The organism is Amycolatopsis pigmentata, assembly GCF_042684065.1.
Taxonomy (GTDB): domain Bacteria; phylum Actinomycetota; class Actinomycetes; order Mycobacteriales; family Pseudonocardiaceae; genus Amycolatopsis_E; species Amycolatopsis_E pigmentata.
In genome coordinates this window covers 35,233-57,931 of sequence record NZ_JBHUKR010000002.1, presented here as the reverse complement: position 1 = coordinate 57,931, position 22,699 = coordinate 35,233, and the positions used below count along the sequence as shown (strand labels likewise).

Annotated in this window: 21 protein-coding genes; 15 read left to right on the top strand and 6 right to left on the bottom strand. The window is 65.2% G+C overall.

Annotated features, from left to right (window positions below):
* Window positions 1–616 precede the first annotated feature (616 nt).
* Together ACFSXZ_RS00675 and ACFSXZ_RS00670 are read right to left on the bottom strand one after the other, a co-directional pair.
* Window positions 617–982, bottom strand: a complete 366-nt coding sequence (locus ACFSXZ_RS00675) for a GntR family transcriptional regulator (RefSeq protein WP_378260090.1) — start codon at window positions 980–982, stop codon at window positions 617–619.
* A gap of 182 nt (window positions 983–1,164) precedes the next feature.
* A complete protein-coding gene (locus ACFSXZ_RS00670) occupies window positions 1,165–1,602 on the bottom strand; it encodes a hypothetical protein (protein WP_378260088.1) in 438 nt (145 codons plus the stop codon).
* Window positions 1,603–1,634: 32 nt separating this feature from the next.
* Between ACFSXZ_RS00670 and ACFSXZ_RS00665 the strand changes: the two genes are divergently transcribed.
* Window positions 1,635–1,895, top strand: a complete 261-nt coding sequence (locus ACFSXZ_RS00665) for a hypothetical protein (protein ID WP_378260086.1) — start codon at window positions 1,635–1,637, stop codon at window positions 1,893–1,895.
* A gap of 1,282 nt (window positions 1,896–3,177) precedes the next feature.
* Here ACFSXZ_RS00665 and ACFSXZ_RS00660 read toward each other — a convergent pair.
* Window positions 3,178–3,900 carry a 5-formyltetrahydrofolate cyclo-ligase gene (locus ACFSXZ_RS00660; protein WP_378260085.1) on the bottom strand — a complete coding sequence of 241 codons (723 nt, stop codon included), beginning with the start codon at window positions 3,898–3,900 and terminating at the stop codon, window positions 3,178–3,180.
* 13 nt (window positions 3,901–3,913) lie between these two features.
* The gene (locus tag ACFSXZ_RS00655; RefSeq protein WP_378260083.1) at window positions 3,914–5,080 is read right to left on the bottom strand and encodes a helix-turn-helix transcriptional regulator; all 1,167 of its coding nucleotides are present in this window, start codon (window positions 5,078–5,080) and stop codon (window positions 3,914–3,916) included.
* A 201-nt stretch (window positions 5,081–5,281) separates the two neighbouring features.
* On the opposite strand from ACFSXZ_RS00655, the gene ACFSXZ_RS00650 reads away from it, so the two are divergent.
* Window positions 5,282–6,496 (top strand): hypothetical protein, encoded by a 1,215-nt coding sequence (locus ACFSXZ_RS00650; protein ID WP_378260081.1) that lies wholly within the window; start codon window positions 5,282–5,284, stop codon window positions 6,494–6,496.
* A gap of 317 nt (window positions 6,497–6,813) precedes the next feature.
* On the opposite strand, the gene ACFSXZ_RS00645 is transcribed toward ACFSXZ_RS00650, so the two are convergent.
* A complete protein-coding gene (locus ACFSXZ_RS00645; RefSeq protein ID WP_378260079.1) occupies window positions 6,814–8,934 on the bottom strand; it encodes an ATP-binding protein in 2,121 nt (706 codons plus the stop codon).
* A gap of 164 nt (window positions 8,935–9,098) precedes the next feature.
* Window positions 9,099–9,527 (bottom strand): prepilin peptidase, encoded by a 429-nt coding sequence (locus ACFSXZ_RS00640; RefSeq protein WP_378260077.1) that lies wholly within the window; start codon window positions 9,525–9,527, stop codon window positions 9,099–9,101.
* Between the two features lie 709 nt (window positions 9,528–10,236).
* Between ACFSXZ_RS00640 and ACFSXZ_RS00635 the strand changes: the two genes are divergently transcribed.
* The 13 genes from ACFSXZ_RS00635 (at window position 10,237) to ACFSXZ_RS00575 (ending at window position 22,695) form a co-directional block, all read left to right on the top strand.
* Complete coding sequence (locus ACFSXZ_RS00635) at window positions 10,237–10,611, top strand: hypothetical protein (protein ID WP_378260076.1); 375 nt, start codon at window positions 10,237–10,239, stop codon at window positions 10,609–10,611.
* A 710-nt stretch (window positions 10,612–11,321) separates the two neighbouring features.
* Window positions 11,322–11,633: a hypothetical protein gene (locus ACFSXZ_RS00630; protein ID WP_378260074.1), complete on the top strand. Its 312-nt coding sequence runs from the start codon at window positions 11,322–11,324 to the stop codon at window positions 11,631–11,633.
* A gap of 256 nt (window positions 11,634–11,889) precedes the next feature.
* Window positions 11,890–12,480, top strand: coding sequence for a hypothetical protein (locus tag ACFSXZ_RS00625; protein ID WP_378260072.1), 591 nt, complete (start codon window positions 11,890–11,892; stop codon window positions 12,478–12,480).
* Between the two features lie 928 nt (window positions 12,481–13,408).
* Window positions 13,409–14,779: a CpaF family protein gene (locus ACFSXZ_RS00620; RefSeq protein ID WP_449224264.1), complete on the top strand. Its 1,371-nt coding sequence runs from the start codon at window positions 13,409–13,411 to the stop codon at window positions 14,777–14,779.
* Window positions 14,776–15,690, top strand: coding sequence for a type II secretion system F family protein (locus ACFSXZ_RS00615; protein WP_378260068.1), 915 nt, complete (start codon window positions 14,776–14,778; stop codon window positions 15,688–15,690). The genes ACFSXZ_RS00620 and ACFSXZ_RS00615 overlap by 4 nt, the downstream gene beginning before the upstream one ends.
* Entirely contained in the window at window positions 15,687–16,580 is an 894-nt protein-coding gene (locus tag ACFSXZ_RS00610; protein WP_378260066.1) for a secretion system protein, read from the top strand. The genes ACFSXZ_RS00615 and ACFSXZ_RS00610 overlap by 4 nt, the downstream gene beginning before the upstream one ends.
* A 37-nt stretch (window positions 16,581–16,617) precedes the next feature.
* The gene (locus tag ACFSXZ_RS00605) at window positions 16,618–16,803 is read left to right on the top strand and encodes a hypothetical protein (RefSeq protein ID WP_378260064.1); all 186 of its coding nucleotides are present in this window, start codon (window positions 16,618–16,620) and stop codon (window positions 16,801–16,803) included.
* A 124-nt stretch (window positions 16,804–16,927) separates the two neighbouring features.
* Entirely contained in the window at window positions 16,928–17,350 is a 423-nt protein-coding gene (locus tag ACFSXZ_RS00600; RefSeq protein WP_378260062.1) for a hypothetical protein, read from the top strand.
* Between the two features lie 4 nt (window positions 17,351–17,354).
* Entirely contained in the window at window positions 17,355–18,269 is a 915-nt protein-coding gene (locus ACFSXZ_RS00595) for a hypothetical protein (protein ID WP_378260373.1), read from the top strand.
* The gene (locus ACFSXZ_RS00590) at window positions 18,175–18,708 is read left to right on the top strand and encodes a TadE/TadG family type IV pilus assembly protein (RefSeq protein WP_378260345.1); all 534 of its coding nucleotides are present in this window, start codon (window positions 18,175–18,177) and stop codon (window positions 18,706–18,708) included. The genes ACFSXZ_RS00595 and ACFSXZ_RS00590 overlap by 95 nt, the downstream gene beginning before the upstream one ends.
* A complete protein-coding gene (locus ACFSXZ_RS00585) occupies window positions 18,705–19,178 on the top strand; it encodes a TadE/TadG family type IV pilus assembly protein (protein WP_378260060.1) in 474 nt (157 codons plus the stop codon). The genes ACFSXZ_RS00590 and ACFSXZ_RS00585 overlap by 4 nt, the downstream gene beginning before the upstream one ends.
* Entirely contained in the window at window positions 19,178–19,627 is a 450-nt protein-coding gene (locus ACFSXZ_RS00580) for a hypothetical protein (protein WP_378260058.1), read from the top strand. Before ACFSXZ_RS00585 ends, ACFSXZ_RS00580 begins: the two co-directional genes overlap by 1 nt.
* Window positions 19,628–19,635: 8 nt before the next feature.
* Window positions 19,636–22,695: a BTAD domain-containing putative transcriptional regulator gene (locus ACFSXZ_RS00575; protein ID WP_378260057.1), complete on the top strand. Its 3,060-nt coding sequence runs from the start codon at window positions 19,636–19,638 to the stop codon at window positions 22,693–22,695.
* Window positions 22,696–22,699 lie beyond the last annotated feature (4 nt).

Here is a 22,699-nt window from a genome sequence, read left to right as displayed (position 1 = left end):
GCCCGCACCGACCTTGTCTTTCCAACGCAGACCGAGGCGTTGGCCTGCGCCCAGTACGCCTCGTTACGACGGCTCGCCGCGCGGTCGGCCGGGGTCGCCGTGTGGCCTGACGCACGGCGCCGGATCGTTCTGCTCGGCCCCGCCCGGCACCGACCGGGTCAGCACGATCGGCCGGGAGCAGGCCACGAATCGCCATTGCTTGTTCATGCGGTCGAGATAGCCCCGAGGGGGCCACGGCCCGCCACTCCGCATCGGCCAGAAGCGCCTCGACGAGATAGCTCGGTCGGCCGTTGACGTCCACCGCGACCTTACGGGGTTCCTCTGTATCGTCCCCGGCACGACTGGGACTCGACACACTGGCGGCGCCGGGTCGGGTGCGGGCGGCTGACGTGCACGGACGACCCAGCGATCTGCTGGTCCCCGGGCTCATGGGGCTGGACGGTTCGGAATCACGGCGACAGACTCTGGTTGGTGTGGAGAGAAACCGGGAGACGCACCTCGGCGGGGATGCGGGGTGCGTCTCCCGGTTCGTAAGCCCTGAGCACTGCGGCAGTCGACCATCCGGTCGCAGCCGCGGGGCGGCCCGGTTTCGGTCGCAGGGGGATCGCCGGCGGTGTCAAGGCGTCGAGCTGCCACACGGAAGACGACGGCTGGCCTGCGGTTCGTCTTCCCTGCGGTCGTCATTGGTGTCGACCTCTGGCTGGGCCACGACGAAGGTGCCCTTGCTCTGCACGGTGATCACGAGCCCCCGTTTCCGGAGGACCTGGGTCGCGTGTCGCATAGTGCCAAGGGAAACGCCGTATTCCCGCGCCAACTTCAGTTCCGAGGGTAACCCGGTGCCCATCGCCAGCTCGCCAGTGGCGATCCGTTGTGCCAGATGATCGGCTACCTGTACGTACAGGTAGCCAGCCAGCGCGTCGCGGTCGATTACTTGGCTCATGCGCGGGCTAATTGCGCGGTCCTGGTGGGTTTGGGCGAACATTTGTAGGTGTCCTCATCAGTAGTAGGGATGGGCGGCGACGTTCATCGACTGCGGGGTCCAGTTGAGTCCTCAAGGAGTGAGGTTTTTCGCGATCTCGCGTCAGCGGTGACTCGGCTTCCTCGCAGCACGGCCACGCGCAGTGTCGACATCCAGCACCGCGACGAGACGTCGATCTACGCGGTTCACGATGTCCTGCTCGGTGAGGAGACTGAGCGGGCCGCGGCGACGACGGCGGTCCACGGTGGCAGCGTGGTATGTCGACCGGGCTGTTGGAGCCACCGGACACCCTGGGTCGTGGCGCCGGGTGCGGGCAGTGTGATCGTCTCGCCGTGTCGTTTCCAACCGATCTGGAGGCGGACGAGGTCTTCCCACACCGCTGTCCGCATCGGTGTGCGTGGCTGGGTCAGGAAAATCCACTCGGAGGGCTCGCCCGCCGTCACGATGATCGGCGCCCAGAACAGGTGCCTGACCAGGAAACTGTTGACCTCGCTGGCGAAGCCGGCGCCCATGAACAGCGCGTCGACACTCCCGCCAAGTTCCACCTGGCCGCCGAGGAGAGCCACGTTGACAGGAAGATCGGGCTGGTCGTGTAAGGACGAGTGGTCGATGTCAGTGGTCACGAACCGGTACTCCTCAGGGTTGGTAATGGGCGTTGCCCAGGACGGGTACCGCCGTCGGTTTCCGCCAGGCTTCGGTCGGCGGAGCGTGTGCAGACAGCCGCGGACGCGAACGCGGTGACCTGCTGGCCGCCCGCGCGTCGACTGCGGGCGTCTTCGGCTTGGTGGGGCGGATGTTCGTCGAGCAGAACTTCGCGGAGCGCTGCGCGCAGTCGTCCTGCTTCCACGTTGGTCAGGCGGGCGATTCGGCCGCCGGGGAATTCGATCTCGACCGTCTCGGGTGTTCGTCGCCGTAGGTGCAACGCTGTCCGACGCCCGTCGCTGTCGCGGCAGAGGACTTTCCGGTGCAGCCAGCCCAGCCGTCGAAGCAGGGACGCTGCGGGTTCCCGACGAACGGCGGCCGTCATCGCCGGAGGTCCTTGCTGCTCGCGCCAGGACCATGCACGCCACCAGCAGGGGCCGGTCGTGACGTACGACTGATGCGGTGGGATCCGGCATAGGCCGATTCCGTCTGTCGTCGACGGCGCAGCGCTGCGCACACCACACACGTCACCGACATGGACGTGGCGCCGATTGCGATCAAGGCAATCATCGGCGCCCACTACGGGAGGGGGTCGCGGCGGGACCCGGTATCGGGGTCATGGTCCCGCCGCGACATGACAGCAGAGCCCGGCGCCCCGCGGCGGCTGGGGACGGACCGCCGCGGTACTGCTCTGCTGTGCTCGCTGCACCGGCCACCGCGGCGCTGCCCGGCGCGGTTGGCGCGAACACGCCAACCGCCCGCGCTGCGTGCGGGCCGAGGGAACGGAAGGGGATGGCCGCGACGGGCCCGTACACCGTGAACTCGGCAAGGAGAGTCACGATGTCGGTCCCGGCGCCACGCACGACGATCCGTAGGGCCCGGTCGCTGGCCCGCGACATCACGGCATGCGGGTGTCCGTGAGCCGCTGGTCGCCATGCCACACCGCCATCAGCGGTGCTCCCATCCCGTTCCCGTCGCCACGCTGGCCGTCCGGCGAAACGCGGTACAGCGAGCCGAAGCTGGGGGAACCGCGACACACACGGTGTCGCGAATCGCTGCAAGAGCATCCTCAAACTCCAAAAATCAGCGAGTCCCTCTGGTTGATTCGTTCCTTGAGCGCACGCCGTCTTTTGCTGTTTCAGCGAGACGATGTCCGCTCGTTTCCGAACGTTGGTAGTCGCCGTTACACGATCACCAAAACCAACTAAACAATCAGTACGCGGAAGCGAACAGAGCAACCATGTCGCGAAATTGGTGCAAGAATGAAGCGTTGTCGCGGTTGACCTGCCGGAACGCGTCCCCACGATCCCTACATCGGACGAGTGGCCTGGGTAGGAACAGTGTGCGACCGGGTTCGCAGTGCCGCTCACATGCTGAAAGCCAGAGCGCAGTCGCTTCACCAGGTCACGCACAACCTGTCTGAGCGAACCCGTGTCGCCTCATCAGCGGCGTCGGTTCGCAGCGAGGGAAAACTCCCGGAAGGGTGTCTCCACGGCAAACCGCGATACCGTAATTCGTGATCGGCGCTTGATGGCGCTTCGATCAGATTTTTGGCATTATCCGTGTTCTCGGGCACGCATGGCGAGGACGGGGATCGCCTCGATCTTCTCGGAGGTGAGGTCCTCCCAGACAAGTCCCTGCGGTCGGCGTCGGTTGGGGCACTCGATCACCTCGTCCGGGGTGATGATGAGATCGACACTGAAGTCATGCTCGGTTTCGGGGATCTCCTCATCGACCACTTGGAGTTGGTGAACGGGGGCGACGATGGTGGTCTCGTTCGTCACCAAGCCTGCCTCGATCAGGAGAGCAACCTCCAGGTCCGAGTACCCGGCGCCTTTGCCGATACGAGTGCCCGATCGGTTCACCGCCACGCTGCCACAGATGACCAGATCAATCGGGCGCATGTCCTCGATGCCGATGCGGTGTGCCACCTGCGCAGCCCCTCTCTTTTCGGCAGCCTGCTCGGGCGGGACACCGAGAGAGGTCGGGTCTAGCAGGAAGAACGGCTGGAGGCCGGCCATCTTCGGGACGGCCATGTACAGCAGCTTGCCGTCTTTGAGCGCGCGGGCACGGATCGATAGTTGCGCCCAGTCAGGGTTCGCTTTGATCGTGCTGGCTTGCTTCCACACGTCGAGCGCGGCCAGGCGCTCGGCTGTTGTTTCCGCACCGTAGAAGCCGGGAATCTTGCCGTAAGAGCCCTCCGGCACAGCACCTTCGCGTTCCAGCAGACGCCATACCCGGTCACGGACGGCTGTCTTGGCCTCGTCGATGTTGGTCACGCCTCACCTTTACCTAGATCGCTGCGATGAGAGCAAGCAGACGATCGTTGATATCTTGCACCCACGACTCGTGCCGCCACTGACGAAGCTCTCGCCCGGCGGCAAAGGCCAGGTTAAGTCCACCGCCGCCGCGCGTCATCTCCACAGCGTCGATCGTCCCGTGCATGGTGGCCGCTGCCTCGTCCAACTTGCCCTGGCGGATCAGCGACAGGGCGAGGTTACCGAGTGCGATGGCCTGGCTTTTCTGCTTCGCGGCCAGCGCCCGCGCTGTGGCACGCAGGATAGGCTCCGCACGGTCAGGCAGGCCGAGGAAGAGGTAGCACGAACCAGCCAATCGGTTGAACTCGTTGATCGTGTAGGCCGATGCGGCGATGTCGTCGGCGTCCGCGCGGTCGAGCTGGGCCTCGGCGCGTTTCAGAGCCTCCTCGCACGTCGTGAGATCACCCGTCATGGCATGGCCCTCGGCGACATGCAGGAGGTTCAGGCCGGTCAGCGAAGGACTGACAACCTTCGCGATCTCCGCGCCTTCGCCGGCGAGAGTCAGCCCTTTCCGCGGGTCCTTCTCGCCGTAGAGTGCCACGAAAGCCTTGCGTAAGACGGCGTATGCCTCGGTATAGGGGTCGCGTACTTGCCGAGCTGCGGCGACCGCGTCATCCAAGTAGGTGATCGGTGCGGCATGGTCGCGGCGTTGGCTTACGTCCCAAACGAGTTGTCCCATGAACGTCGCCGACTCGGCTTCGACTTCGAAAAGCGCCTTGCGTACGCGGGGGTTGGCCACATTTTCCCGAACGAACTTCACTTGCCCGTGGAGCTGGCCTGCGGGTCCGAGCAGAGCTGTCGACGGTGTGCGGTCGTACTGCTCGTCAAGCTGGTGAATGCGCTCGTGGAGGTAGCCGACAGTCACCAGGTCAGCCGACGACGGGTGTTCGAGCACGTAGCTCATCCGGTCATTCGGCTGGGTCTGAACGACCGTAACGTCGTCGAGCAACGCCTGCAGTTCGTCGAGAGATGCACCGAGTGCGGCGGCCAGCTTGGGCCGCACCCACGGCTGCGGTTCGCTCTCCGCCCTTTCCCAGCGCAGCACGGTCGATCGCTCGACACCGAGGCGTTCGGCAAGCTTCTCCTGGGTATACCCCGCCGATTTACGACGCTGGACGAGCCGCACGCGCTTTGTCGTCATCCGCTCTTCCTTCCCGGGGTGCCAGGTGTTACCACGATAACCGCTGGGCCGCTATTTGCCGAGGTCAGGGCAAGTGCTGCAGCATTCATGCAACATTACTGCATCATCGGCGCTCTGGAGCATAGCAATTCAGCGTGATTTTCTTGCCGTCCGAACGAAATTCGCAATACACGACTACGGGCGTTGCTACGAGGAGGGGGAATGCAGGACCGTCGCTGGGTGCTCAATCCGGTCGGGCGTCATGGCCTGCCGTGGCTGACACGTACCGGGTGCAAGCAGGTACTGGTCATGATGGATCAGATCGTGTCGGGCACGCGGTTGTTGGATCTGTTGCCCTTGCTGGAGGCAGACCATCGGGTTCAGGTCGTGTTCACGGTGCCCGAACCTCCGGAGTCGTGGCATGCCAGCCACGAATTCGTCGAGGCGCAGGGAGGTGTCGTGATTCCCTGGTCTCAGGCACGTCATCTCCGGTTCGACTTAGCGGTCGCGGCCGGCCAATTCGGTCTCGACGAGATCGACGCACCGGTGATGTTGGTGCCGCACGGGTACGGATTCGGGCAATACCGTCTCCGTCCCCGCCCGGCCGGGGACGACCGGGCAGCCATGATGAATCTGGATCGTGAGCAGCTGATGCGGGACGGCCGGGTGCGTGCGGACATCGTCGTGTTGGTCCATGAGTCCGAGCGGGAGATTCTGGCTCAGACTTGTCCAGAGGCGTTGCATCATGTTGTTGTAGGCGGAAATATCGCCTTCGATCGTCTGATGGCCAGTGCGGGAGCACGCGAACGATACCGCAGGGCGCTGAAAGTGCCTGCGCACAGAAACCTCGTCGTGGTCAGCTCGACGTGGACATCACAGTCGGCGTTCGGCCGACATCCGGATCTCTTCGAGCGAATCATGGACCAATTGCCGTCGGAGGACTACCAGGTGGTGGGGCTACTGCACCCGAACATCTGGTCGCACCACGGTCGACGGCAGGTGCGAGCATGGCTGGACGACTGCCTCCGCGCAGGCCTGGGGCTGGTGCCGCCGGAAGAAGGGTGGCACGCAGCGCTGATCGCCGCGGACTTCGTGATCGGCGACTACGGCTCGGTCACCGGCTACGCCGCAGGTTTGGGCACTCCGGTTCTCCTGGCAGCAGAGCCGGACGATGCTCCGCTGAAAGGCAGCCCGGCAGCGGCGTTGTGCGACAACGCGCCGCGTTGGCAACGTGAGCAGGCGCTGCTGCCGCAACTGAAAAAGCTGGCCGCGAACCATACTCCCGACACCCACGCGGAGGTCCGCCGACGGTTGACCTCGCGCCCTGGCCATGCTGCCGCCATCCTGCGGCGCACGATGTACCGGTTGATGGATCTGCCCGAGCCCGCTCGTCCGGCGTGCGTGTGTCCTGTCCCGCCTCCGAGGCTGGTCTCGTGAGCGATGGTTCGCTGCGTCGGCAAGCGTTCGCCGGGGAATTTGTGGTCGCCCACGAAGGGGACGCCGGTCACGAGCCATTGGCCGACGTCCTCGTTCTTCCGAGGCAGTCAAGCTTGGCCGATGCGCGGTCCACGCTGGCTGCAACGCTATCCCGGCTTCCTGGAGTGACGCTGGCCGCAGCCGAATACGACGACGGCCACCATCTCCTGGCGGCGTCGCGCGGCGAGACGGTCTCCGTACCGGGTGCGTCGACCGTGGGATGGGCGATCGCAGGGTACCTCGGGGTCGTGGCCTGCGGCAGGCTTATCGGCGGTCGGTCAATCGGACGGGGCCTCGTCGAGCGCGGCGAGTTGTGCGCGGATGCGTTCCTGCAGCGGGCCGTCGACGTCCTGGCACAACGCCAATGCCTCGGAGAAGTAGCGGCGGGCTGCGGCAAGGTCGCCGTGATCGTGGCTGATCTCTCCGTAGGCGATCAGCACGTCCGCATGGAATACCGCCGAGCCTAGCCCGGACAGCACCTCCAGCGCCTGGTCCAGCCGTCGCATCGCTTGTTCGACCTGGCCAGCGCGGGAATCGAGACGAGCGAGGCTGATCAGCACCTGCGCTTCGTCTCGGGAATCAGACAGGTTGGCGAACACGCTACGAGCCTGTTCCAGATGCGTGGCTGCCTCGGCGTCACGCCCGACGCCGAACAGCACTTCACCGATGCGCTGGTGCCGCAAGGCGACACCACGTTCGATACCCAACTCCTGTTCGGCTCGAAGACTTCGCCCGAGGTAGTCGAGAGCAGCGTCGATGTCGCCGAGGCCCTCGGCCGCCAGTCCCAGCTGCTGCAAAGCGACCGACTCGTTACGCTGGTCGCCTACCTGAACGGCCAGCAGCCCGGCCTTCTCTGACTCCTCCCTGGCGTCGTCGAAACGCTTGAGGTCCAAGTAGGCGCGCCCCAACTGGCACCGCAGCCGGGATTCGGCCACTTCGTTTCCGCACCGTGCGGCCGCCTCGATGCCGAGGCCGTGGGACGCGATCCATTCCGGGTAGTGCTTGCGGAATACGAACAACTCCCACAGCGCTTCGCAGACCTGCCAGGCCAACTCGTCCCATCCGCGCGCCACCGCGTCCTCGATCACCGCCAGAAGGTTGGGCAACTGGGAGTCCAGCCACTCCACCGCCTCCTGCCTGCTCGCGAACCGGGCGGGCGCGTCCTGGTAAAGCTCGCATACGGTCGCCACCCGCCAGCGGATCGGGATGACCATCATGTTCGCCCTGGTCATGGTGTGCAGGAACCACTCGCCGATCCGCCGCCGAGCGTGATCGCGATCCGCGTCGGTCTGGGTGCGGGCATGCAGTCGGACGAGATCGTGGAAGCGGTATCGGTCCGGGCCGACCTCCTCCAACAGGTTGACATCCACCAACGCCTGGAGCCCGTCCTCGGCGTTGTCTTCACTGATTTGTGCCGCCGCAGCGGCAACGCCTGCGCCGAACTCAGGCCCCGGGTGCTCGCTCGCGAGCCGGTACAGCTGCGCCAGTTCGTCCGGCAGCGCCTGATACGACAGATCAAAGGCAGCACTCACGGACGCATCTCCCCCAACCGACAGCCGACCCAACCGCTGGCCTTCATTGGACAATTCGGCGACCACGCGCGCCACCGTCCACCGTGGGCGAGAGGCCAACCGTGCCCCTGCCACCGACAACGCGATCGGCAACCGGCCGCACAGCGAGGCCAACTCCCGTAACTGAGGCAGTTCGCCGGTCGCGCGCTCAGAGCCGACCGACCGGGCCAGGAACTCCTCCGCGTGTGCCGGGGGCAGCGGCGCCACGTCCACGAACCGCGCGCCCTCGGCATGCAGCCCGTGCAGTCGCATCCTGCTGGTGACGAGCACGAGGCAGTCCGGAGATGTCGGCAGCAGTACCCGCACCTGAGCCGCCGACAGCGCGTTGTCCAGGACCACGGCCAGCCGCTTGCCAACAGTCATCGACCGGAACAACGTCACCTGCTCGGCGAGTTCAACCGGAACCCGATCCGGGGGCGTCCCCAACGCCCGTAGAAAGGGCCCCAACACCTCGTGCGGACGAACAGCGCCGTCAACGGAGAACCCCCGTAGGTCGGCATAGAGTTGGCCGTCGGGATACCGGTCCCGGTTCTTGACCGCCCAGGCCACCGCCAAAGCGGTCTTGCCCACGCCCCCTGGACCGGTCAACAACACGAGCCCGGGCAGACCCTCGCCGACCTCGGGGCCGACCGCGGTCTGATCCAAAACCGCCATTTCGTCCGCCCGATTGGTGAAATGGGCGACCGCTGGGGGCAACTGTCGCGGTACCGGCATCGGGTCCCGCTGCGCGTGCGGGGACAGAACTACCTGTTGGATGGTGCCTGCTTGCACCACCGCACCGGTCACACTGCCGCTGATCGTGTTCCCCACGCTCTCCCGATCGATCACGCTTCTCAGTCTGTCGGCAACCGACTCGGCCTCCAGCCAGGCGCGCGATTACCACTCTGATGGAGCATCCCGATCGAGCGAGCCACCTCGGGACTCGCTGCTGGCCGATCCGTATGTGGGCTCGCAACGGCGTGTTTGTCCTCGCAGTTTCTGCGGGAAACCAGCTACGGTTCTGGGCGGGCACCGGTAAGGAGCACGACTGTGAACGTTCCAGCGAGCAGAAACGGACCAAGCGGAACGAACGTGTTCGCGAGATTGTCGCGACGAACCTGCCGAAGCCCTACTACCGCGAGTGCGCCAAGCATCCAGCCGAGGGCCAGTCCGGCCACGAAGGCTTGCCAGCTGATCCACCCGAGTGCCGCGCCGAGCGCGCCGGCGAGCTTGACGTCTCCGCCGCCGAGTGAACGAAGAACATAGGCGGCGAGGTGAATTGCGAAGCTCGCAACTATGCAGAGTACCGACCGCAGTAGCGCAGGCCCGTTGTCGGTGAGGGCGGCGGTCAGCCCGAATGACGAGAGTAAGGCGAGGTAGGTCGCGCCGACGAGGACGTTCGGGAGGCGTTGCGTGAAGATGTCAAGGGCCGCGAGCGGCACGCCTATTGTGGCCAGAGCGCTAAATGCGATCAGCTCAGGGTGTACTCCGTAGCGACATGCGAGAACGGCGAATAAGCCGGCCGTGATTACTTCGAGGAGCCACCGCGGGGGTGCTTCTGCGCTCGGTTCTGTTTGAGTTGCGTAGTGCACTACGGCCGGGCGCAATGTGAGCGCGAGCGTCGCGCCCAGTAGTGCCCAGCCTGCAACGAGGATGACTGGCATTCGACTACCATTTGTGAACGACTTTCATATACGACTATCCATGCTCGCGACTCGCCTTCAAAGCCCTGTTGGCCTGCCCTCAGGACTACCAGACCCGACTGGGGAAGGTTGAATATCGCCTTCTGGTTAAACCGTTTGGGTGAAAACTGGGTCAGATGTCCATCCCGACTTTTTGGTCGGTGCTTTGGCACCTTGCAGTCGGTATGGGGGTGCAGAGTAGACGTGGTCTAGAGCACGCGGCAGTAGCCGCCATCGAGCAAGAGGAACAGGGGTGAGGTCTGTGGTCTCCAAAGGTTCATTTCGATTTGCGGTGGCTGGATCGGGCATTGTCCTCGCCGCAGAACTGGTAGCAGCTTGTACTTCAAGCTCGTCGTCCGGTTCCGCCGCGACGCCCGGTACTGAGACCAGCCCGGCAGCGATGCCGCCATCGTCAACTATGGCACCCGCTGATGCTGCAGGTCGACAGGCAGTTGCAGCGTACCTTGGGATGTGGGACGACATGGCAGTTGCGGCGGAGACTTCCAACTGGCAGGACCCGCGCTTGGGTCAGCACGCCACCGGCGTGGCACTGACCAACATCACCCGCGGGCTCTACGCAGACAAAGCGAACGGCCTGATTACCAAGGGGCGGCCGAAGAATGTTCCCCAGGTTTCCTCCGTCGAGCCGCTGTCGGCGCCGGCCAAAGCTATCGTCACCGACTGTGGCGACGATAGCCAGTGGCAGCATTATCGGCTCGATAATGGGCAGTCAGCGAACGATGGACCCAGCGGTCGTCGCCAGATCAATGCTGTGGTGGAGAAACAGCAGGACGGGGTTTGGCGAGTCACCGATTTCGGCGTTCATGGAGTTGGGTCATGCTGAGACGAGTCGTACTCATCGGCGGGCTGGTTGGGTCCCTCCTGCTCGCCGAAGAATTGCCAGCGCTGGCCTCCGGTCCGTGGGGATCGGCAGATTGTACGCAAACTCCATCGCCGGCATGCGACCTTGGTGCTGGGCGAGGCGCTACGGATGGCAGACAGCCTGCTCCAGAGCCAGGACAGAAAGGCGAAGGTCAGGATCCCGGGCAACAGAACGGTAATCTTGGCGACAGCATCGTCGGGTCCAGCGACAAGACCGCGAACTGTTCGTACCAACGGTCGGACTATCGGCCGCCTGAGGGCGGAACGGTTACAGCTGCTTACGTTTCGTCGAAACGGGGGCGGGGGACAACGGTACTGCCTGTGAATTACCGTCCGTCGCGCGCTCGCGTGATGGCGACCGTCGCTGGTGGATTGCGCCCTGTGCAGGCGCAGCCTGGTCAGGGACCTGGTGCGTGGTACTTGTACCAGTGCTCCGGCCCTGGGTTCACTGACGGGCTTTATCGGACGCCGATTTGGATTCCGGATGGCCAGGAGGCTGGTGTGCCGTCTCCGGCTCAGTTGGCGCAGACCGCTCGTAGCCAGTTGCGGCTTCCGGGTCCGAGGATCGCGGCGAATCCGGCCGGCGAACAACTTGTGACCCTGCCGACTTGGCTCTGGCTGTCGAGTGGGTGGGCGCAGCAGTCGGCGACAGCTTCAGTGCCGGGGGTTGAGGTGACGGCGGTCGCGCGGCCGACATCGCTGGTGTGGTCCATGGGTGATGGATCGACCGTGACCTGCTCCACGGGAGGTACGCCGTTTCCGGCGAGTATCGATCCGAAAGCGTCATCCCCGGATTGCGGGTATATCTACCGGGTGTCGTCGGCTGGTCAACCGAACAACGCGTATCCGGTTTCGGCTACGGTGCACTGGTCGATCACATGGTCGGGTGCAGGGCAGGCCGGCGTGTTTCCCGATATGACCACCTCCGCCACGGCTGCGTTCCGCGTCGCCGAAAGCCAAGCCTTGAACATCGGCGGAGGCTGAGCCTGCCCCCACGCGCTCCGCGTCCCCACCCGGATAACCGCAGATCCTGTCCAGTTGGCTACCGCGTTACCCGATGGCATCGCGGCGCGGTGGCCCCATGCCGAAAAGAGGAAGAATGAGAACACCCATCTCGACGCGACCGGGAGCGTCCCAGGATGCGACCGCACCACCGGACGTCTGGACGCAGCGCGACGGCAAACAGCAAGCGCCGTCGCGATGGAAATCTGCCCGCCTATCAAGGCGTATCCCGTATCTCTTGCTGGGCGTCGTCCTCGTGGTCGGGTGTGCTGCCGCCGCGGTGATCGTGTCGATGCAAATCGACCATCGGCAGTCGGTGTTGGTGCTCGCACGACCGGTCAACGTAGGGCATGTCTTGTCTACACAGGATTTGCGGCAAGTCGCGATCGCCGTCGATGTGGGCTTGGACGCGATCCCGTCGGCCGAATCATCCACTGTGGTCGGTCGTCCAGTAGCTTACAGTTTGCCCGGGGGCGCGTTGGTGACCCACGGCTCGGTGGGAGCCCCGGCGGTCCCGACACAGGGGCAGGCGGTTGCAGCGGTGGGGCTGAAGGCGGGTCAATTTCCGCCCGCGTTGGCGCGGGGTGCTCGGGTCGCCGTCCTCATCTCCGCGGCGTCCTCAACTGTGGGCACCCCCAGCACCAGCGGGACGACTGTTGCCGCGCCGATCGCGGCGTGGACCGCGAACGTCGCCGACGTCAACGGTTCTGCGCAGGATCAGCAGACAACCGTCGTGTCACTGCAACTGCCGGAGGTCGATGCACGCCAACTCGCCGTCGCGCCCGTGGGCCAGATCAGTCTCGTCGCGTTGAGCGGGGGTGGCAGCTGATGCTGGTGGCGTTGTGTTCTCTGAAAGGGTCGCCGGGCGCGACGACGACCGCGTTGGCGCTGGCCGCACGGTGGCCAGGCGTACAGACCCCGGTGGTCGTGGAGTGCGACCCGGCTGGCGGAGATGTCGCCGCGCGTTTTCGCCTACCCGCGAACCCCAGTGCGGTCAGTCTGGCTGCGGCGGCCCGCCGCAATAATGACGGCAGCGTGCTGTGGCAGCACGTGCAACGCCTCCCGGCTGGGCTCGCAGTGATCCCAGGGCCGGTCGGTAGTGAGCAAGCGCGCGCTGCGCTTGGCCTTATGGCGTCGCATCGTGCGCCGGTTTTACGGCTTGCAGGTGATCAGCCGGGTGTGGTGGTGCTAGCCGATTGTGGTCGGGTGGACCCCGATTCTCTCGCTTTGCCGATCATCCGTGCCGCGGATGCGATGCTGTTGCTCGCACACCCCCGCGACGATGAGTTGTCTCATGTAGCAGGGAAAGTCCGGACCGCGGCGACCTGGAACCGGCTTCCCGGATTCGTACTGGTTGGTCAGGGTTACGCCACGACCGAGGTGGAGCGGGAACTGCACATCGGCGTGCTTGGCCGCCTTCCACACGATCCCAAAGGTGCGGCCGTCCTTTGTGGATCGCGAAAGGGGACGGGGCCTGATCGTTCTGCTCTCGGCAGGGCAGCCCTGCGGCTGGCGCACGGCGTCATCAACGCCGTCGGCCGCGGGGCTGCAATTCAGCGGGCTACCGATGTTCCGACATGCAACCGCGCGCCGCAAGGAGCGGTGACCGTACCTGCGGCGAGCCCCTTGCGCGTCGTGACAGGCGGTGTCTCACCAATGCAGACGAACGGGAGGCAGCCGTGACATCGTCGCACACGGAACGGCACCTCGATCCGGGCCTCTCCGACAAACCCGAGCAGGAGAGCCAGCTGCCGGAGATGGCGGCCTTGCCGGGACCATCGCAGGTGCCCGGCCGCGATCCCAACGAGACGGCGGCCGTCGAGCGCCTGCGCAACCGATTGCGGGACGCGCTGTCGAACCAGCTGTCTGACCGTATTCGTGCGGACGAGGAAGCTGGGCGTCCGGCGATGGAGCCAGGAGCGCGGCGCTGGATGGCGCAGGCCATTCTTGCTGATACCGCCGAGAAACAGGCTCAGCACGAGCTCGACACCGGCGGTGCTGTCGTGGGGGAGGACGTTGAGCAGCGGATCATCGCCGCGGTGCTGGACGAGATTTTCGGCATGGCGGGCCTGGAACCGCTGCTGGCCAACCCGGAAATCGAGAACATCAACGTCAACGGTGACCGGGTCTTCGTCCGTTACGCCTCTGGCCGGCGAGACCGCCTCCCGCCGATCGTTGGTTCGGACACCGAGCTTGTCGAGCTGATCCGCGAACTTGCTGCCCGCAGTGGCGTCGAGGAACGTCGGTTCGACCGGGGCTCGCCGATCGTGAATTTCTCCCTGCCTGGTGGCCAACGCGCGTCCGCGGTCATGGCCGTCACCGCGCGGCCTTCGGTGTCCATTCGCCGCCACCGCTTTCAACGCATCACGTTGCGCGACCTTCGGGAGAAAGGCACCCTCGATCACGCGCTCGAGTCGTTCCTTGCGGCGATCGTGCGCGCCCGCAGGAACGTGCTGGTCACCGGAGGTACCGCCATCGGGAAGACCACGTTGCTGCTGGGCTTGGCCTCGGCGATCCCGCCGTGGGAACGGCTGATCACCATCGAGGACGTATTCGAACTCGGTCTCGGCCAGGACCCTGACGGCCACCCGGACGTGGTGGCGATGCAGGCCCGTGAACCCAACGTGGAGGGCAGGGGAGCGGTCACTCAGTCGGATTTGGTGTGGCAGTCCTTGCGGATGAGTCCCGACCGCGTCATCGTCGGCGAGGTTCGTGGCCCCGAGGTCATCCCGCTGACCAACGCGATGAGCATGGGCAACGACGGGTCGATGGGTACCTTGCACGCTTCCACCAGCGGTGGGGCGTTCACCAAGTTGGCCGCGTATGCCGTGCAGGGACCGGAGCGGTTGTCGCTGGAAGCGACGAACCTGTTGGTGGCGTCCGCCCTGCACTTCGTCGTACACCTGAGTAAACCGCGAGGTGAGGACGGCAAGCGTGTCGTGTCCTCGGTTCGGGAGGTCGTGGGTGCCGATGGGCCGCAGGTGATCAGTAACGAGGTGTGGCGCCCTGGTCCCGATCTTCGAGCGGTTCCCGGCGTCCCACTGCGAACCGACACGATGGACGACCTCATCGACGCAGGGTTCGATCCTGATCTCCGGGAACGGATCGAGGGGTGGTGGGCCCCGTGACCACCACGACCGCAGTCATGGGATTACTTGGCGCTGGCGCAGGGCTGGGACTCCTGCTCATCGTCGCCGGCTGGCGCGGCGCGCAGGTGCGGATACCGGCGTGGGCACGGAGGGCCGCCAGCAGCGCAGAGCATGACCCCAATCGGGCACGCTGGTTCCTCGCCGCCGGGATTCTGACCTTCGGCGTCACCCTTACCACCGGGTGGCCTGTAGGCGGAGTTCTTGCCGGGATAGCGGCTTGGGGGCTGCCGCGAGTGCTCGGCTCGAACAGCGGCCATGCCCGCGCTGTGGCCCGGATTGAGGCGATGGCGTCGTGGAGCGAAATGCTTCGCGATACCTTGGCCGCTGCCGCAGGGTTGGAGCAGGCGATCATCGCTACGGCCTCGACTGTGCCAGAGGCGATACGCTCCGAGATCAACGAGTTGGCGTTCCGGCTCGTAAGGGGCGACCGGCTCGCGCCGAGCCTGCGGCACCTGGCCGATCAACTCGCCGACCCGACCGCTGACCTCATTGTTAGCGCCTTGGTGCTCGCCTCAGAGAAGCAGGCTCGACAACTTGCCGATCTCCTTGGCGAACTCGCTGCCGAAACTCGTGAGCAGGTATCCATGCGCCTCCGCGTCGAAGCTGGCCGAGCTCGCACACGCACGAGCGTGCGACTGATCGTCGGCGTGACCCTCGCCTTCGCGGCCGGTCTGGTGATCCTCAACCGCGGCTACCTCGCCCCGTTCGACGGCGCCTTTGGGCAGCTCATCCTTGCCGGAGTTGGCGGCCTGTTCACCCTGTCGTTTTGGTGGCTCGGAAGAATGGCCCGCCATCGGACGCCGGATCGATTCCTCGTAGATCTCGCAGCGCTGCGTCCGGCGATCACGCTGACCGACGACGCCCAACAGTCGATGGGAGCCGGGACGTGATTACGCCACTCATCATTGGAGCCGGATTCGGTCTCGGGCTCTGGGCACTGGCCGTGTGGGCGATCCCGCCGCGCCCTGGCCTCGGCGCCCTGCTACATCGCCCCGATGCCGCAGCCGAGGCGCCCGCGATCGCCACCCAGGAACGCACCGGATGGGCCGCCACTCTGGGCAAACCGTTCGTCGCACCACTCGCGACGCTCGGCCTACCGAGTCCGAGCCTACGCAGAGACCTGGCTATCACGGGTCGCTCAATCCAGACTCACCTCGCGGGAAAGTCATCGCTCGGCATCGTCGGACTGCTGCTGCCGATCCTGGTGTCACTCGCTCTCTACGGATTGACAATGCAGTTGCCCTGGGAAGTTTCATTGGCAATCAGCCTGGTCGGGGGCGTAGTCGGATTTTTCCTTCCGGACTTCGCCGTCCGCCGCGACGCCGCTCGTCGGCGCGGTGATTTCCGGCTTGCGCTGAGTGGGTATCTGAACTTGGTCCGGGTCACCCTCGCCGGCGGCGCCGGGGTGGAAGGCGCACTCAACGACGCAGCGACCGTCGGGCGCGGCTGGTCTTTCACCCAAATACGGCGGGCACTGACCGTCGCCAAGATCACCCGCGTTACGCCCTGGTCTGCCCTCCGCGCCCTCGGGGAAGAGCTCGACGTGCGCGAACTTGTCGAACTGTCCGCCTCAGTCAGCCTCGCAGGAACCGAAGGCGCCAAAGTCCGGGCGTCCCTCCAAGCGAAGGCCGCTGCGCTGCGTACCCGTGAACTGGCGGACGCTGAAGGGGACGCGCAAGCAGCCACCGAGCGCATGAGCGTGCCGGTGATCACCTTGTTTCTTGGTTTCCTTCTTTTCATCGGATATCCGGCTATCGCGCAAGTGTTAGGAGGAATTTAGACAATCTATCCACGATGGACATTTCATGGAGTAGATCATGCTAGTGCAAATTACATTGTTGTGGGCTTGTGTCAAGGCACACGTACGTCGACTACGCGAGGACGAATGCGGTTACACGACCGAAACCGTACTCGTCACGGCCGCGCTCGTCACCCTCGCTCTCTTGGTGCTTGCGATCTTGATCAAGGTCGTCACGGACAAGGCGAATAGTATCCAGATGTGAATTGACATATGCCTCGGGAAGAGGGTCAATTTGCCGTAATTTTGAGTCAACCGATGCAGTAATCCGATGGCCATGCCGTGTCTCTTCACGAGGGGTGTGGCACGTCAACGGAAGGGAGGCCAGGATGGCAACAGCTGAGGAGATCGAGCGCCGTGTCGAGGAGACCGACACCGCGCGTAGCGAGAGGCGATCCGCGGCGGCAAAGCGGGTTGGCGAACTCGCGAAACGCCGGGCCGCGATCGCGGAGCAGTTGACGGACATCGAGCGAGAACTCAGCGATGTGCTCGCGGAGTCCAGCGACGTCATTGAGATCAACGAGCTCGCGCGATTCACCGACGTATCGGCCGCTGACCTCAGTCGATGGCTCAACGACCGGAAGACGGCTCGCACGAAGCGAAAGAAGCCTTCAGGTGGCTCGAAAAGTGTCACGAGCCAGGGTCCGTCCACGGTGGCGCATCAGACGGTCACCCCGGCGTCCTCGCTGCATGAGCCTCCCTCGTTGCGCGATAGCACTGTGAGTGCGCCGACGCGGGCGCAGGGGAGGTGAGGCGATGTTGCTCAGCACGTTCCATCCTGACCGTGCCGCACCGGGGCCAGGTCACGGCGTGCCGGTCAGCGTCGGGGAGTTCGATGACGGTCCAGACCTCATGCTTTGGAACCCGCATCTCTTTCGTGCTAGTCGGCGACGCGAGGCGCTACGCGCGATGCTGTCAGCTCGAGTCGTCCTCTGTGGACTGTCAGGTATTGCTTTCGTTGTCGTTGGCGCCCTCCGCGAAGTCGGGTTCGACGCGGTGCTGACAATTGTCCTCGGCGCCCTGGCCCTCGCCGGCGCCACATTGGCCGCTGTTGTGAGTCTCGCGTGGTTTGAGATCGACCACGTACACAAGCGCGGTCAACGGTGTCGTCTCGAACGGCAACCTGGCGAATTTTTCTATAGGACACGCGATTTTACCGATCTTGGCACTACGACAAGCGACACGGTCTCCGAGGTAGTCGAAGCCCTTCATCAATTACACGTCACTCCAGCCCGCGTGTGGCTCGACCCTGCGCTGCCACGCCACGCGCACGTAGTGGCTTGGGACGCGTTACGTTGCCTCGACCACACCCGTGCCGCCCGTGCTCTTGTTCACGAGCCAGGTACAGGGGACAAATTGGGCCAGTTGACTGCGGCAGCGAACGGTGCCATTACGGGGATCGACCGAGCCGTGGCCGAAGTGGCGGCCCACCTGCATGCTTGTATCGCCCTCACTCAAGCGTGGACGGTAAAACTCCGCCACGCGGGCATCCAAGCTCGTGCCCAAGCTGCGCTCGACACATTGCCCGAAGGCTGGGCTGCGCGGATTGCAGCTGAGGCAGAAACGTTGCCGCAGGATGTGTTCGCCTACGTCACCGCGGCACGCGACATCACTGGCGCCGGTCCATTCCCTTGGGAGAAGAGCTATGTCGAAAACCAACAGGTCTCGTAGCCACCCCAGGGTGCGCTTAAGGTCGCGCTCGTTCCCGCAGGCGGCCTTGCGCACCCTGAGGGCTGACGAGTGCGGTGCGGCCACTGCTGAGCTGGTTTTGATTAGTCCGTTTCTGTTGCTTCTGATATTGCTGATCGCCCAGTTCGCTCTCTGGTTGCACGCCACTCATATTGCGCAAGCGGCCGCTGCGCAAGCGCTGTCCGTGACTCGCGTTCAAGGTGGTTCAGTCACCAACGGGAAAATCCAAGCAGACCAAGTTCTTCAGCAACTTGGCGGCGGGCCACTGCGGAACCCACATACGGAGGTAAGTCGTGATCTCACGCAGGCGTCCGTGCATGTGGAGGGCAACGTCACGGCCGTCCTTCCGTTCCTTACCCTGAGGGCCACTGGCGACGCTGTAGGTCCGGTCGAGCGCTTCACGAGCGGAGCGCGGCCATGAATTTCTATGCTGGGCTACCGAGCCAGGAACTCTGGCGCAGCTTCCGCACTGATGATCGCGGTTCTGCCACCGTGGAAATGGTGTTGCTGACACCACTGCTGGTCGTCATGCTCGTGTTTATCGTCTTTTGTGGTCGACTGGCAGACTGCACATCGCGGCTCAACGATGTCGCCCACCAAGCCGCCCGGGCGGCCTCACTCGCGCGCACCGTCACCAGCGCACGCGATGACGCGAGCGCGACCGCCCAGGAAGCGCTCGCTCAGGCCGGGATCATCTGTCAGACCCTTGCCGTCGCCGTCACCGCCGCCGGATTGCAGCCCGGTTCCCCCGTCAGCGTGGACGTGGCGTGCACCGTGGGACTGTCGGATCTCGCTTTGCTCGGCGTGCCAGGAAGTAAGACGCTCAGAGCGTCGTTCTCCTCACCAGTCGACACTTTCCGCTCGGCTGCAGGAAACGGAAGGGGTGCGTGATGGACCACGCCGGATTTGCTGGAATGGTCCGCCAGTTGCACAAGGACGAAAGCGGCGGAGTCACCGCGTTCGTCGTGGTATTCGTCGCCGCAGTCATCGCGTTCAGCGGCCTTGTCCTCGACGGCGGCCTTGCGTTGGCCGGCAAGGTCCGTGCCATGGGTGAGGCCCAAGAAGCCGCACGTGCTGGGGCCCAAGCCATCGATCTGTCGGCTTATCGCTCTACCGGCGAGCTGCGGCTAATCGCTGGCGAGGCGGTAACTCTCGCGAGTCAGTACCTCGCCGCGGCAGGCCGCAGCGGCGAGGTGACCGTTACGCGCAATATAGTCTCGGTCAAGGTTACCGACACGCACCATTCGTTGCTGCTCGGTGCGGTCGGGGTCAAGTCGCTGACCACCATCGTCTCGGCAAGTGCGCAACCCGAGCACGGTGTCACCACGCCGGAACCATGAGGTATGCCATGACCGGTTCTATCGTCCATTTCGGACGAGCGGCACTAACCACGATCCGCACGGTGGGAGAGGTGCTGCGGGCAGCAGTGGCGCTGGCCATCTTGCTCGCCCTGGTTGTGGGCGTCCCGTACGGACTCGTTCGTTACATCGGCTGGCCGCTCCCGGACCACGTGCCGACGTGGGACGCTATTCAGACGGCTCTGCTGGCGCCGATGACGCCACAATTCTTGCTCGACGTCTTCGCGTGCGTGCTGTGGCCGACGTGGGCCCGGTTCATGCTCGACATTCTCGACGCCATTCTCGATGCTGCTCGGTCGAGGTCTCTGCCGCGCCCGACGCGGGGCCTGCGTAGCGGTCCTTTGCGCGCTGTCGCGGCTGCCCTGGTTGGCGCCATCGTCTTCTCGATCCTCAGCAGTCGCACCGCCTCCCACCAGACGAACGTAGGCGCCGTTGGACTCGCCACGGGCCGACACACCCCCGTCGCCTCGACGCTCTATCACCCGGCTGTGGTTGAAACGACCGAACGCACGAGGACGGCCACGGCAGAACAACACATGTACCCGGACGCGCAGACAGGCACGTCGAACACCGAAACCGTGCGCCCACCCGCAGGTGGTGTCTATGACAGCCTCTGGCGCATCGCGCAACGTTGCCTTGGCGACGGCAACCGTTGGCCCGAAATCTGGAACCTCAACAAAGGTGTCACCCAAGTCGACGGTCGCGTGTTCACAAACCCGAGCCTGATCCGGCCCGGCTGGACGCTCCGGCTCCCCACACAGTCGGTCAGGCTTCCCGCGCCACCGGTCCAAAACCAAGCGGCACCGTCCGAGCAAGGCCAAGCCGACACAGGCCCCCGTCAGCAGAGCGCCCCCACGACATCGACTCCCGACCGCGACCGACCTGCGCCGACCAGCCCGCCGATCGCGTCCGACGTCCCACAGCCCCCGTCGACGACGCATCCAGGAACCGGGATCTCACTATCGACCGGCGCGTTCGTCGGCATCGGCTTCGCCGCGCTGGTCACCCTCGCCGTCGTCACTGTTCGCCTTCGTCGGCGACGCCGATACCGGCCAAATCGACCCGAGCCCGACGATCCCAGCATGGCGCCGATGGTGCGCGCGCTACGGATTGCGCACGACGCCGCCTCGCTTCCCGAAGAGGAGGACGGCGCGCCGATCCGCCTGTCACCGGGCACGCTGTCCGAAGTCGAAACGCGCGACCGTGCGCGGCGCACCGCCTTCGCCGTCCTGCCGAACACTGGCGACACCGTCCTCGGGACCCGCGACGGGCAGGCGGTCGCGCTTGATCTGGCGCGTAGCCGGGGACTGGGGTTTATCGGTACTGGCGCTCACGCCGCTGTCCGCGCCCTCGTGATCGCTCTGCTGGCCGCTGAAAGTCAGGGCTCCCTGCTCGTCATACCCGCATCGGACGCTCATGCCCTGTTCGGCGTCGACCTCCCACACCGGCCACCGGAGCGGCTGCGCATCGTCGACGACCTGGGTGTCGCTCTGGACACCGTCGAAGCTGAACTCCTTGCACGCGCATGCGAGACCACTGACGAGACCGATCTTGACCGCGAGCAGGGCTCCGTCCATAGCCCTCTGGCGCTAGTCGCGACGCCGACTGCCGATGCCGAACGCCGCCTACAAGCGATCCTCGACAACGGCTCCGGCCTCAACTTGGCCGGCCTCCTGCTTGGCCAATGGCGTGCCGGCGGCACGGTCCGGGTCCGCGATGACGGCACCGTTGGCGCGACGAGCCCGACCCTCACTGAGGACCTCGCGGGAGCCCGACTGTTCACTCTTCCGGACGCCGACACCGCGGCCCTGCTGGACCTCCTCCGCGCGGCCGACCCTGCCCCGGAGAACCCCGCGGAAGGCCGTAACGGTGAACGCGAAAGGGCGCAGACCGCAGAGGTCGACTTCGCGACGCCGCCAGATGGAAAGCCAGACGAAGAGACCGCGACGGTCCAGATCGGCTATGAGTTTGTGGTCGCGGATGCCAACACGCCGGGACCTGCTACACCTCGTGCCCCGGAGGCCCCACCGGTCGGTGTCGTGCTCGACTTCGGGGGCTCGGTCGAGGCTACGGTGTCAGGCACTGCGCCGCAGGACGGTGCGAGCGAGCCGAGTGCAGTGGACATTTCCCTCAGCGCGCGATCCGTGCCGTTCGAGACCCGAACACCTCGGCAGGCGATACCAACGACAGCGAAGGTCATACCACCGACCTCGGCCGCTGAAGAGACCGAACGTACTGGCGCCCCGAAATCGCCGGACAACCGGCAGGAGACGCCAGCGCTCCGCCTGCAGGTGCTGGGCCGGCTCCGCCTGATCTACGCTGCACAGGAGCCCACCGACGTGATCGACGCTCTGGCGCCACGACAGCGTGAAATCCTGGTATATCTCGCTCTTCACCGTGGAGGCAGCCGCCGGGAAGCTCTCACCGCAGCCCTCTGGCCTGGCGCACCCGGAGACCGTCCCTACAACAGTTTCCACGCGACGCTCTCGCAACTCCGTCGCGCGCTCCGCAGGGCCACCACGGATACGATCGCCAACATCACGATCAACGACGACGGGCACTACAGTCTGGACAAGCACGTGGTCGCCGTCGACCTGTGGCACCTGCAAGACGCACTAACCGAGCGCCGTCGGGCGTCAACGGCAGACGCCCGAGTCGCTGCTATGCGACGAGTAGTCGAGCTCTACAGCGGAGGCCTTGCCGAGGAGATCGCCGCTGAGTGGATCGACGCGCCCCGCGAAGCGCTTCGACGGGATGTTCTCGAGGGGCTCAGCGACCTGGTCCGCGTGGTCGGTGAAAACGACCCCGAACAAACCCTTGCGTTGCTCGAACAAGCCCGGACACTCGACCCCTACAACGAGGCCATCTACCGCGACCTCATGCGCACCCAGGCCCGCCTCGGCCGGACCGATAGCGTCCCTCGCACTTTGACGCTGCTCACACGAACGCTCGCCCAACTGGATGAACGGCCCACCCGAGACACATTCGCGCTTGCTGACTTCCTCGGCAGGCCGCGCACCAGAAGCGTGCACGACCGAAATGCCGGCTGACCCG